This is a genomic window from Campylobacter sp. US42a, from assembly GCF_004379055.1.
Lineage (GTDB): Bacteria > Campylobacterota > Campylobacteria > Campylobacterales > Campylobacteraceae > Campylobacter_D > Campylobacter_D jejuni.
In genome coordinates this window covers 26,511-39,642 of record NZ_RYYK01000005.1, presented here as the reverse complement: position 1 = coordinate 39,642, position 13,132 = coordinate 26,511, and the positions used below count along the sequence as shown (strand labels likewise).

At 30.0% G+C, this 13,132-nt stretch carries 8 protein-coding genes, 3 tRNA genes and 2 pseudogenes; 5 read left to right on the top strand and 8 right to left on the bottom strand.

Annotation, left to right across the window (positions count from 1 at the left end):
- Positions 1-1,335, bottom strand: coding sequence for a sodium-dependent transporter (locus ELQ10_RS05790; protein WP_133401878.1), 1,335 nt, complete (start codon positions 1,333-1,335; stop codon positions 1-3).
- Between the two features lie 231 nt (positions 1,336-1,566).
- Between ELQ10_RS05790 and ELQ10_RS05785 the strand changes: the two genes are divergently transcribed.
- The 4 genes from ELQ10_RS05785 (at position 1,567) to ELQ10_RS05765 (ending at position 3,497) form a co-directional block, all read left to right on the top strand.
- Positions 1,567-1,905 (top strand): F0F1 ATP synthase subunit C, encoded by a 339-nt coding sequence (locus tag ELQ10_RS05785; protein ID WP_002853683.1) that lies wholly within the window; start codon positions 1,567-1,569, stop codon positions 1,903-1,905.
- 35 nt (positions 1,906-1,940) lie between these two features.
- Positions 1,941-2,026, top strand: a tRNA-Leu gene (locus ELQ10_RS05780).
- Positions 2,027-2,906: 880 nt separating this feature from the next.
- Positions 2,907-3,134 carry a type II toxin-antitoxin system HicA family toxin gene (locus tag ELQ10_RS05770; protein WP_133401880.1) on the top strand — a complete coding sequence of 76 codons (228 nt, stop codon included), beginning with the start codon at positions 2,907-2,909 and terminating at the stop codon, positions 3,132-3,134.
- A 3-nt stretch (positions 3,135-3,137) separates the two neighbouring features.
- A complete protein-coding gene (locus tag ELQ10_RS05765) occupies positions 3,138-3,497 on the top strand; it encodes a type II toxin-antitoxin system HicB family antitoxin (protein WP_002779573.1) in 360 nt (119 codons plus the stop codon).
- A 333-nt stretch (positions 3,498-3,830) separates the two neighbouring features.
- On the opposite strand, the gene ELQ10_RS08715 is transcribed toward ELQ10_RS05765, so the two are convergent.
- The 3 genes and pseudogenes from ELQ10_RS08715 to traN all read right to left on the bottom strand — a co-directional run.
- Entirely contained in the window at positions 3,831-3,962 is a 132-nt protein-coding gene (locus ELQ10_RS08715; protein ID WP_002853808.1) for a hypothetical protein, read from the bottom strand.
- Positions 3,963-3,982: 20 nt separating this feature from the next.
- Positions 3,983-6,702: pseudogene (locus ELQ10_RS08645) on the bottom strand (conjugal transfer protein TraG N-terminal domain-containing protein).
- A 265-nt stretch (positions 6,703-6,967) separates the two neighbouring features.
- A pseudogene (gene traN / locus ELQ10_RS08730) lies at positions 6,968-7,471 on the bottom strand (conjugal transfer protein TraN); the annotation flags it as partial.
- Positions 7,472-8,001: 530 nt separating this feature from the next.
- Here traN and ELQ10_RS05740 point away from each other — a divergent pair.
- Positions 8,002-8,913, top strand: a complete 912-nt coding sequence (locus ELQ10_RS05740) for an AEC family transporter (RefSeq protein WP_126623888.1) — start codon at positions 8,002-8,004, stop codon at positions 8,911-8,913.
- Positions 8,914-8,920: 7 nt separating this feature from the next.
- On the opposite strand, the gene ELQ10_RS05735 is transcribed toward ELQ10_RS05740, so the two are convergent.
- From ELQ10_RS05735 to ELQ10_RS05720, 4 genes are all read right to left on the bottom strand, one after another.
- Complete coding sequence (locus ELQ10_RS05735) at positions 8,921-12,433, bottom strand: acyl-[ACP]--phospholipid O-acyltransferase (RefSeq protein WP_134250313.1); 3,513 nt, start codon at positions 12,431-12,433, stop codon at positions 8,921-8,923.
- Between the two features lie 44 nt (positions 12,434-12,477).
- On the bottom strand, positions 12,478-12,858 hold the full coding sequence (locus ELQ10_RS05730; protein ID WP_002893406.1) for a hypothetical protein: 381 nt from the start codon (positions 12,856-12,858) through the stop codon (positions 12,478-12,480).
- Between the two features lie 66 nt (positions 12,859-12,924).
- Positions 12,925-13,001 (bottom strand) — tRNA-Asp (locus ELQ10_RS05725).
- A 51-nt stretch (positions 13,002-13,052) separates the two neighbouring features.
- Positions 13,053-13,128 (bottom strand) — tRNA-Val (locus tag ELQ10_RS05720).
- Positions 13,129-13,132 lie beyond the last annotated feature (4 nt).

Here is a 13,132-nt window from a genome sequence, read left to right as displayed (position 1 = left end):
TCACTTTAAAAAAGCGGCTATCATAACTATAACAACAGCCAAAGGGGAAATAAATCTCAAAAACACATACCAAAGTTCAAAAAATATACCCCTCATATAAGGTTCAAATAAAATTTTTAAAGCTTCTTTTTTTATCACAAATCCCACAAAAATAGCTGCCAAAATTCCACCTAAAGGCATAATAACCTTACTTGAAATACTATCAAGCAAATCAAAAAAACTCATTCCAAAAAATCCAAATTGAGTACTTTTTAAAGAAGATAAAATACACAACATTCCTAAAATATAAACAATAATTCCTATTAAAACCAAAGCTTTTTTACGGCTCATGCCAAAAGTATTAATAAGATAAAAAGCAAAAGGCTCTATCATTGAAACAGCTGAAGTAATACCAGCAAAGATTAAAGAAATAAAAAATGCTGCTCCAAAAATACAACCAATCACTCCAATTTTTTCAAATAAAGTAGCCAAGGAAATAAAAACAAGTCCTGGTCCTTGCTGATTAGGATTGTAACCAAATTCAAAGATAAAAGTAAAAACAACCAAACCCATTAATAAACCAACTAAAAGATTGATAAAAATAATATTTAAAGTACTGGTAATAAAATTGGTTTTATCAGGCAGACTAGCAGAATAAGTAATAATCGTTCCAACGCCCAAAGAAAGACTAAAAAAAGCAAGTCCTAAAGCTTCAAGAACATTTGAAGTGTTGATTTTGGAAAAATCAGGCACAAAAAGAAATTTAACCGCCATCATAAAACCATCTTTACTAATAGCATAAACAAGCATCAAGATTAGTAAAATAAATAATGAAGGCATCATCCAAACATTTAACTTTTCAATCCCATTCTTAACACCTTTAGAAACAGTATAAAAAACACACAAAAAAACTAAAGTAAAACAAATAAACTGACCCCAAAAATCCTCACTTGTAAAAAATCCAAACTGCGCTTTACTTACTTCTAGATCCATAGGCAAATTTCCAGTGATACTTAAAAACACATATTTAACTATCCAACCAATCACCAAGGTATAAAAAGAAACTATTAAAATCGCCCCCACCATAGTAAAACCAACATAAGACCAAGCTTTTTTATTTGAAGGTGCTAACTTTTCATAGGCATTAACCGGATCTTTTTCACTAATTTTTCCTATGCTAAGCTCAGCTAAAAATATCACAAAACCTACACCCAAAGTAAGAATTATATAAAGCAAAATAAAAGCAGATCCTCCACTTTGACCTACTAGTGTTGGAAATTTCCAAGCATTACCCAAGCCCACCGCTGAACCTGCTACCGCTAAAATGAAACCTATTTTTGAAAATTTAGAACTCAATGTTGCAACCTTAACTTAAAAATTATTTTAAAATATTATTAAAGCAAAAAAACTTTTAAGCTTTATTGAAAACAATCAAATTTAAATCAAAAATGTGAATTTTTGTAAATTTCAATAAAAATAAAGATACTTTTGGTTATAATTCGGCTTTATTTTTAAGTCTTAAGTAGGGATACGCAAGCCGAACTGATTTAAAAATTGAAAAAATTTTTTTATAGAAAGGTTAAGATAATGAAAAAAGTTCTTTTTTTGTTATTAGCATGTGCAGCAGTAGCTTTTGCAGCTGAAACTAATGCTCCAGTAGAGCAAGAAGCTATTAATGTATGGATTAAAGCATTTTCAGTTCTTGCAGCAGGCTTAGGTCTTGGTGTTGCAGCACTTGGTGGTGCTATCGGTATGGGTAATACTGCAGCGGCAACAATTGCAGGAACAGCTAGAAACCCTGGTCTTGGGCCAAAATTAATGACAACTATGTTTATCGCTTTAGCGATGATTGAAGCACAAGTTATCTATGCTCTTGTTATCGCGCTAATAGCACTTTATGCAAATCCTTTTATAGTTTTACAATAAAACTTATTAAAGCCCTTTTTTGGGCTTTTTTCTATGCGGTTATGGTGGAATTGGTAGACACGCCATCTTGAGGGGGTGGTGCGCTCCGCGTGTGCGAGTTCAAATCTCGCTAACCGCACCATTTATACTGCTAACTACATAAATTAACATAAATATAAAACTTAAAAAATATCTATAAAATAGGACTTTAAAACTATCTAAAATCTAAATTAAATTTTTCCGTTAAAATCCATTTTAAAAATTTTTCCCTAACTTTTCTCCTAACTTTTTATTTTTTGTTTTAAAAAGTTAGGAGAAATTAGCTTAAGGAGTTTATTTTAAATGCTTACACAAAAAGACATAATAAAAAAGATAAAAACTATTTTTATAAGAAGTTTTTTGTATTTGATTATAAAGATATCCAAAAATAAGAAAATTAACAAGAGACTAAAAGTATTAAAGCGGAAAGGAAATTCTATCACACAAATAATCAATAAGATGATAAAACATTTATTCAAAAATACTATAATTAAAGCATATTAGACATGGCTACTCTTTCGGTTATGAGAAATTCATAGCAAAAATACTTTTACAAAAAAATAGAAAAGATTGGCAAAAAATTAGAAAAGCAAAAAACAAGATTCGCTATAATAAAAAATCCGCCTTGAGTTTTCACTCTTGGCGGAAATTTATCAATCAAGGCTAACTATGAAACGACATAGCAAGCGTTTTGTGAGATTATATCTAAACTTTAGGTTTTTTAAGTTTAAAATGGAAGTATTTTTAACAAAACCGCAGGACAGAAAAGCCCCTTGCCTTTGTTAGTACATGAAACTACAAATTCTCATTCATTTTTCCAAGTCAAATAAAAAAGAAATCCGTTTCAAAACGCAGCTCAATAATCTCAGTCTTAATACTTTCAATTAAACATACAAAGACAACAAGATTAAAAGAATTGCGATCGGTTTATAAGTGATACTTAATAAAAAGTATGTATAATACATACTCATAAGGATATTATAGTGAGTAAAAAAGATAAAATTATTAAAGATTTAAAAAATAATCCTAACAATGTGTGCTTTGAAACGCTTAAGATTTTATTAGAAAGCGAAGGTTATGAATGTTTTAATAAAGGCGGATCACATTATCAATTCAGAAAAGAAGAATGTGATCTTATTACTATTCCATTTAAACGCCCTATAAAGGCTATATATGTCAAAATGGTTTTAAAAGCTATAACAGGAGAATGAATGATGAAAGACTTAGATTACTATCTTAATCTACCTTATGAAATTATTATAAAAAAACTTGATGAAAAAGATGGCGGAGGATATTTTGCAAGATATAAAGATTTCCCTTATATTATGGGAGATGGTGAAAATGAAATAGAAGCCTTAAAAGATCTCAAAGAAGCATTTAAAGGAGCATTAGAAGTTATGCTTGAAAAAGGTGATTATATTAAAGAACCTATTGATAATGAAGCAAAAATTAGAATTAATATTACCTTGCCTAAAAGCTTAGTAGAGGCAATAGATACAATAAGCGATAATAGAAGTAAATTCTTAGCTGATCTTGCAAATAGCGCTATAAAGTCTTATAAAATAAGCACTTAAAAATTGACATAGTTAAATAAAAAAAAGAAATCCGTTTCAAACCACTAAAAAATAGGCATTTTATAGCAAAAATACTTTCAAAATTTATTAAAATATGGTATAATTTTATTAAAAATATTGAATAAGTTATTAGTCAAGGAGTAATATTATGCTTTCCACATACTTAGTTGTTAGCTTTTTAATATTTATTGTGTTGTTTTTTTCAATTTTAAGTTTTTATATGGTTTTTCTAAAAAACAGAAATACAGAAAAAAGGGAAACTAAAATAATTAATAAAATTTTATTTCTCTTATGTTTTCTCTTGCTAATTTCAATTTCGATTTTAATTGGAGTTTATTTAGGAGTATTAACAACTGTTAAATCTGTCGTAATTGCTTTTATTGCATTAGTTTTTATATTATCGTTGTTTTTTATAGCTTTTTCTGTAAATTGTGCTATTTTAGATTCTATTTTATCTTTAAACAAAAGGCTATAAAGCCTTTTGTTTAAATAGAAGGAGTATCTTTTCCAATAGGATTCCAATTTTTAGAAGTTTCCCTAATAGCATTACTTCCTTTTTTATTATCTTGAGCTATTTGCGAGTGAGTTGCTCCGCTTTTAACTTCTTGACTATCTGGCATTGTTGTAGTGTTGCTTGTTCTTTTACTACTTTGATTTACTTGATCTTGATTTAAATTAGATTGAGTTAAAACACTTCTTTCTGATCCATCAATGGTTTTAAAATTCATACCTGCAGCGTGTGGCATAGTAGTATTATTTGGACTAACAATGCTTTGAGCGCCATATTGACTATTATATTGTGCAAGTTGTGCAGGATCATTCTTAATCATATCGGATACATAATTACCTGCTTTTGCAAAGTATTCATTTTGTTGAGCTGTATTAAGGCTGCTAAAGTCTTTATTATCTCCTGCAGCAAGATCTCTTGCAACCACATTAAGTGTATTGTCAATATTATTAGTACTGACAGATTGAATACCTTGTTCTGTTTGTGTATAGCTTTGAGCATATCCAACCATTTTTGAATAAGCTGTAGAATCGCCACCTGAAAGCGTATTACTCCAAGAAGAATCCATACCTTTTGTAGTAGATAGAGTTTTAAGAGAAGCTCTTTCCATTATTTCATTATATGCAGCTTTTTGAGCTTCTGAAAAAGTTTCAACATTTCCTATACCTCTTTTTGAACTTGCACTTGATTGAATTTCAGCACCATTTCCAAGAACGCTAAAACCTGCATGAGCAGAAGCTGCTAATGCAATTTCCGCCTTTTCTTCGCTAGTTAAATCAGTTCTATTTTGAATCTCTTGTCCAATATTATTTGCAAAAGCCTTCTTAAATGCTTCATCTCCTTTCTCCATAAATCCTTTAGCTTCATTTAATGCACTAGCTCTACCGCTTTGACTCATATGTGAATACTGATCATTAAAGTTTTTATTCCAAGCATCAGAATTTGCTTGAGATACGCTATTAACAGTTGTCATAGTTCCTGCGCTAAGTTTGGCGCCTGACATCATACCATCAACATTTGTTCCTGTCATATTTGCATTAGAGATTTCAGAATTCTTTGTATTATCACCCATAACTGATTGAGTATTAAATTTAGTAACCACACCATCTATATTTCTTGCATATTGAAGCGATGCTACCCCTGCATTCATTGCCCAAACTTCATCTCCTCTAGGAGCAGCTATACTTGTTTGTGTAGATAAGGCTTGCTGATTTGCAAAGCTTCCAGCAGCTCTTGAAGCACCTGTTAGGGCTTGAGATAATCCAGAAGCAAAACTCACAAATCCTTGCTCACTTGCTTTAGCTATAGCATAAGCTAAAACAGGAGTACTCATCACAAGATAATTCATAAAATTTGATCTACTTGCTACTTCTTTAAAGATAAGCATATTATCTCCTAAGCTTAAAGCTGCTTTTCCGCCTGTTATTACTTGTGCAACTTTCATAAGATTGTAATCATTTAGATAATTAATGATACAAAGAATAGGAGTCCAAAGCACTATCCAAATACATAGAGTAAAAAACATCTTAATATGAGCATAAGAGCCAAACACAATAGAAAGCAAAGCAACAAGCCAAGACAAACCTATGATAATGGCTGTTAAATAAGCTTTAGCTAAAGGCAAATAAGTTTGCGCCAAGTGTCCTTGTGCTTGCATACTTGCGTAAAATTGCTGATCCGCATAAGCAGTATTTGCAGCCACAGAAGCAGGATTTAATCCTACTGATTTAGCGGTATTAATGATTGCATCTTGAGAAGCAAGCATTATCATGGATTGTTGCAAATAAGATCTAGCACTTACAGCTTGTTCGTTATAGATTTGTGCAGCGCCTAAGAACTTTTGCTCATAATTTGTCATATCATCTACCATACCAAGCAAAGCAGCATGGATTTTCATAGCTTCATCTGTATCTTTCATATCAACGATTTGAGGACCTGCATCAGAACAAGGCACAACACTTTGTTCTTCAATATTATTGTTATTTGTGAACAAAGGAGTGAGCTGAGAGCCATTGCCTATATTAGTAAAAAGATCTTGCATCAAATTATCAGAGTTTTGAAAAAGATTTCTACCTTGTTGATTAAGCAAGATACCTACTGAAACGCAGTTTCTAAAGTAAAAATCAATATTTTTTTGCAAAGTTGCATCAATAGCCGAAAGCTTTACACTTGGTAAAGTACTCATTACTTGAAGTGAAAAACCTAAACCTGCATTAGAGAAATTTGTAGATTGTGGAGTTGAAAAATTTTTTCCATAGCTTCTAGAATAAGTCTTTCAAATTGTGTCATTAATGCAAAGCTTTTTCCTATACCTATAGGAATTTGAGAAATGACATAATCTTTACTTGTTACTTCATCGTGAATCATGAAGCGGTGATTATTGTCATTTGGTGTTTTTAAAAACATGTACCACACTACAGCAAAAAGTACAAACATTTTTCCAAGTTCAAACACAGGACTTGTTTGTCCATCCATTGCTTTTTTAATACTAAAAAGTAATAATGAAATAGCTAAGGCTGCATTAACGATATAACCTGTTTCAGTGGTTATTCCTTTAACCGCTTGCATGATTTCATTCATTACATCGCCATAACCCCAAGTATAAATTAAATTGCTATTAGCTATTTCAGTTGCACCAAATAAAAATGAAGGTGCAAAAAACAAAGTGCTAAGGAATAAAAAGTAAAATCTTTTCATGGACTGTTTTAAGAAGTTAAAGAGTTTATTTGGTATAATTGCATTAAGGGTTTTGCCACAAGGCTGCAACCCTGTGGCATAATCACGCCCTAGAAAGGGGGTGAAACTATGTTTCGTTTCGTACTTATAATTATACTAATTTGTATAATTACTGTCAAGGCTTATTAGCCTTGCCCCTTTTTCTTAAGGGGCAAAACTCCCTTGTGGCTTACCAAACAAACTTTTAACTAAAATTATCTCCTTTCTAAATAATTTATTTTATTTTTTAATTTGTAGGTTTTTTTGTTGCATTCTCAATATTGTTTTGAATCTTTTCTTGTATTTTCACAGAATCAGCTTGTATTTTTCCTGTGTCAAAACTTCCTACAATATCAGCAATGAATTCACTTAAATCAATTTCGCTAAAATCTAATTTTTGAAATTCCTCAGGAGTGAAGCCTTTACATTGCGGACCTTCTGCACTACCTCACCCTTTTCCAAGCTGAGGGCGTCCTTGTTCATTGAAAATTCTTCCTAATTTAGAATTGAAGCAACAAAAACTTTTCTTTTTTTCAACGCAAATTTTAGTAAAACCTAAACTAACCTTTTTAGAACAATAAGTTCCTACTTCATGACATTTTCCTGCATCGTTTAATTTAGCAAGCTTTTTCTCATCTTCTTTACAAGCTACAAGTCCTAAAAATACATTATCCTTATCACAACATCCACCACCAAGTAAACCGCCAAACATATCCCAATTTTTACAACGATTATCTTGTCCATTGAATATTTATAGATACTGAACTATTTGAAACCTTATTATTAAAAAATACAAAATCAGTGCAAATGTGAAAAAACCGCTATACAACCTTAAAGAAATTGAAAAAAATAATTTCAAATTCAAATGATGCACAATGAAAATAAGAAAAGCAATAAGATAAACTTTCAAAATAAATCTGTCTTATTGCGTGAATATTAAAAATAAAAATAACTAAAGTAGATGATCTCCGCCTAAATAAGTTTAAAAATATTCAAAAATTAAAAACAAAAGCTATATTAATTTATTGTTTTTATATCATTCTAAATACAATATATAGTATTTTAATTAAGATTAAACCGCACCATTATTTAAAATTATAATCATTCAACTTAAAATACCAACTATTCAAAATCAAATTTCAACTTACAATTTCTTAAAGTTACAAAAAATAAAAAATATTGGTTTTTTTAAAAAACTTAAAAAATATTAAGATTTTTTTTAACTATAAAGAATATAATTCTATCCGTTTTCAAAAACCATCCCTTAAAAAGGATTATTCAATGTTTGTTTTTATACCATTATTTACAATTTTTATTTTACTTGCAGGCGGATATTTTGCCAAAAGAATTGGTGTTTTAAAGCAAAAACAAGCTAGGACTTTTTTAGATTTTGCTATTATTTTTGCTTTACCTTGTTTGATTTTCGATAAAGCATATCATTTAAATTTTGATTTTTCATTGATTATTTTTATTTTTATTGGATTGTTTAGCTGTATATTAGCAGCTTTTTTTGCTATTCTTATTGGAAAAGTTTTTCATTTTTCTAAAGTAACTTTAGTCAGTATGTTTTTGCTTTCTTGTTTTGGGAATACTATATTTGTGGGTATGCCTATTGTTGCTGGTGTATTTAATGACCCACAATTTAGTGCTGAAGTTATATTTTACGATGCTTTAGCTACAACTTTACCTATATCGCTTTTTGGACCTTTTATACTTTCTTTGGGAAATGGAGAAAAAGTCAGTTTGCTTGCTAATGTTAAAAAAATTCTTAGCTTTCCACCTTTTTTAGCTTTGCTTTTTGGTTTTTTGTGCAAATTGATTACTTTACCTGAATTTATTTTCTCTCCTATTCGTTTATTTGGTGCTTCTGCAACCCCTGTTGCACTTTTTGCCATAGGTTTAGGACTTGGTTTTATGGCGATTAAAACCTCTTACAAACCTACAGTAATTGTCATCTTTGCTAAAATGATTTTAGCTCCTTTATTTTTTGTATTTTGTTTAAAAATATTTAATTTAGAATTAAAAGATTCTACTATCGTTGCTATTATAGAAAGTGCAGCTCCTACTATGACTTTAGCAGGAGCTATGGTAATGAAAGCTAAACTAGATAGTAATTTAGCCGTAAGTGCTGTAGCCTTTGGAGTTCTTTTTGCTTTTATTTCTATGCCAATTTTAATTTGGGCTTTGTTATAAGCTCAAATTATATGGCTAAATTTTTAGCTAATTCTTTAACTTTTTTAAGATCAACTTTTCCTGAACCTAGGAGGGGAATTTTTTCTATTTGAAAATAATATCTAGGTTTAAAAAGTGTAGGTATATTAGAATTTTTTATAGCCTCACATACTCTTTCAAAAATTTCATTATTACATTCTATGAGCAAAACAATTTGTTCCCCTTTTTTCTCATCTTCTAAAGATGTGGCACAAAATTTAACCACTTCAGTGTCTATGAATTTGGTAATTTCTTCTTCTATTGCACCCAAAGAAATCATCTCTCCGCCAATTTTTGCAAAGCGAGAATAACGATCGACAATATATAAAAAACCATCTTCATCCAAATGTCCCTTATCTCCCGTGTTGTACCATCTTATGCCATCAATTTCTTTAATCACTTCATCGGTTTTTTCTTTGTTATTAAGATAGCCTACCATAACTTGATGACCGCCTATAAGTATGAGTCCATCTTCATTTGTTTTTAAATTTTCATAATTATTTGGATCAACAATACGTACCGCAGTTCCAGGCAGAGGCATTCCTACACTTCCTTCTTTATTGGCACGATGTATAAGCCAATAATCCGCATCAAAACGATTTGGTAAATTTACACTCGCTACAGGTGTAGTTTCCGTAGCTCCATAACCTTCAAAAATGCTTTTTTTAAACTTCATTTCAAAAGCAGTTCTTACTTCATTTTTTAGTTTTTCAGCACCTGATACAACTATTCTTAAGCTTTCAAACATTAAAGCATCAAGTTTTTTATTTCTTGCATAAATTCCTAAAAAGGTTGAAGTTCCACACATAATAGTGATATTATTTTTAGCAACAGCTTTGGCAACCCCTAAGGCATCGGTTGGATCTGAAAAAGTGATACTTTTAATACCTTCAAGCAAAGGCAAAAATGTAGTTACGGTAAGTCCAAAAGCATGAAAAGGTGGTAAAGATGAGAGAATGACATCATTGTTTCTTGTGCAAAGCACATCAGAAATTTGTGCTATATTGCTTAAAATATTACGGTTATTGAGCATAACACCTTTTGGAGAACTCTCACTTCCGCTACTAAATAAAATAGCTGCGATGGCAAGATTGTTTTTTGAAGGAGTGAAGATGCTTTTGAGTATAAAACTAGGTATAATACTAACTGCTAACATCATGCTAAAAATTTTAGTTTTTTGCATTTTAAAATCTTCTACAATATCTTCAAAATAAATTAAATGTATATTTGTATCGAAATTTAGGTTTATACCTTTATTTGCTAATTTTTCTAAAAAAGTTTTAGAAGTATAAATTTGTGAAATTTGCGCATTTTTTATAGCTGCTTTTAGAGCTTTTTCTCCAGCAGTAAAATTAAGATTTACTGCAATTTTTTCTGCGATTAAAACAGATAGATTGGTTAAAGAACTTGCAAAAGAAGCAGGTAGTAAAATTCCTATAGCCTCCTCTTTAGGAGCGTAACTTCCACGCTGAGGGTTAATGTTTAATTCTTTAGATTTTCTTTTAATAAAAAAATTAAGAAATAAGCTAAGAGTCAACATTTTTCTATAAGAAATATCTCCAGCTAGCGTATCAATAATAGCTATTTGATTTAGATTTTTTTTAGCTGTATCTATCCAAGATCTTGCTATGGTATGCATAGCTTCGCATTGTGATTTCCAAGCCATAAAAGAAAGTTCAAAAACTTTAGCTTTAACTTCATCTTTTTTAGAATGCAAAGACATAGCTTTACCAAAAGCTATAGCAATTTTTCTTTTATTTAAAGTACGGTTTCTTGCTGAAAATTCTTCATCGCTTCTTGAAAAAGCGCTACCCCAAAGTCCTCTTATATAAAAAGGAATAATTTTTCCATCATCTTCGCTTAAGCATTCACAAGCTAATTCAAATCCTGCTTTAAATTCATTTAATTGTCCATGTCGTGAAAGTGTACCTTCAGGAAATAAGCAAACTAAATTACCTTCTTTGATATGCTTTGCTATCAGTTCTAAACTCGTCTTACTTCCTGTACTTGATACAGGAATAATACCAAATTTATCAAGAAAAATTTTAATATACCATTTAGAATAAATACTTCTTTCCATAACAAAATAAATTTTTCTTGGAATTGCCATTTGTACAACAGCCCAATCAATAAAAGAAATATGATTACCCAAAAGCAAAGCTCCACCTTTTTCTGGTATATTTTCAAAACCTTCTACAAGTAAGCGGTATCGTTGCAAAAAAGCTATGCTTAAAAGTATACGCACTAAAGAAAAGGGAAGTTTTAAAAGTATATAAAAACTTCCTATAAAGGTTACTAAAGTAATAAAATAAAATAAATAAACCACATTGATTTCAAATTTTGCAAATAAAGTTGCCAAGAATAAAAATCCTAACATGGCAATATTTTGAAAAAAATTGTTTCCTGCAAGAATTTGCCCCAATTCATTTTCTTTGGCATGAAATTGGATTAAAGTATTTAAAGGAATGATAAAAAGAGCTCCGCAAAATCCAAAAAAGAAAAATAAAAAACTATAACTTAATAAACTTACAAAATAAGGCATTAAAAAAGCCATTAAAAACATACCCAATGCACCAAGTGGAATAAGTCCAAGTTCTATATAATTTTTTGAAAATTTACCAGCTACTAAAGAGCCTAAAATCACTCCTATACCAGAAAAAGCGAGTGAAATTTGCACATAAAAAGTATTTTCTATGAAAAGTTCATTTTTGACAAAGACAGGAAAGCTGACAAGATAAAGTTGAGATATAGCCCAAAAAAATGAAATTCCGATTATGCAAAGCCAAATAGTTTTATTTTTAAAAACAAGCTTAAGATTATTTATTAGAAGTTTTCCACGAATATAGTCTTTTTTATTAAAAACTAAATCTTTATTTGTTTGTTTGAGCTTAGGTAAACGCCACACAAAAAATACTTCGATACAAGAAAATAAAATTAGCACAATTCCTAAAGGCGCTACTTCTTTTAAAATTTCATCTGTTTGATTATACGTAGAACTATAAAGACTTTCAAAACTTAAAGAAAATAAAGCCATTCCTGCTAAGATTGCCACAATACTTACTGCATTAATTACACCATTGCCCATAGCAAGAAAGTCTTTTCCTACAAGTTCTTTGATAAAACCATATTTACTCGGCGAATAAATCGCTGCTTGTACTCCCATTATAAAAGTAAAAATAAAAGCCATCCAAAAAGCACCGCTATAGTAACAAATGCAAATTATTAAAGTGAGTATAACATTGAAAATTGCTGAAATTTTCATTATAATATTTTTTGGATATTTATCCGCTAAAAAACCTGAGGGAGAAAGAATGAGAATAAAAGGAAGTAAAATCAAAGCATTAACTATAGTATTTAAAAATAACTGCTCACTTCCTTCATAGGCTTTATAAATAGTATTTTGAATAATAATTTTATGTCCCAAATCCACAAAAGCATTGATGAATGCTACAAGTAAAAAAGGAATTAATCCGTAAATTTTCAAAAAAGATTTTTTTTGCATTATTTAATCCTCGTCAATTAGCACTTATTTTACAAAAGAATTTATCAGTTTTTAGGAAAATTATCTATATTATCTTTTAAAATAATTCCATCGATTTTTAATTTATAAAATTTTTTAAAATTCTCTAATTTATCAACAATCATTAAAACCCTACTATCAAAAACATAAAATTCTGCAACCTTGCTAGCAAATTTTGCAAGTTTTTTATCATTACAAAGCAAAAACTTAGCTCCTAAAGCATTGGCTAAAAATATCTCGTCTTTATTTTGAACTAAAATAGCAAATTCAAAATCATTTTGACTTAAATAAGAAATCAATTTTTCATCATAAACAATACAATAAACTTTACTATCTTTAACTTCTTCAATACTTTCAATAAAAGAAAAATCTAAATTTTTTAATAATTTATGTCCAATAATAAGCATTTTTTTCCTTAGCTCTATTTTTTATTATTTTGCAAATTATACTTATAAAATTGTTACCAAGCAAGATGGCGCAGCGGACGGGGCTCGAACCCGCGACCTCCGCCGTGACAGGGCGGCATTCTAACCAGCTGAACTACCGCTGCATCCAAAGTAAAGAAGTAGAGATTATAAAACCTATTTATGATTTTATAAAATGGTGGTCACTATAAGACTCGAACTTATGACATCCACCTTGTAAGGGTGGCGCTCTACCAACTGAGCTAAGCGACCTATG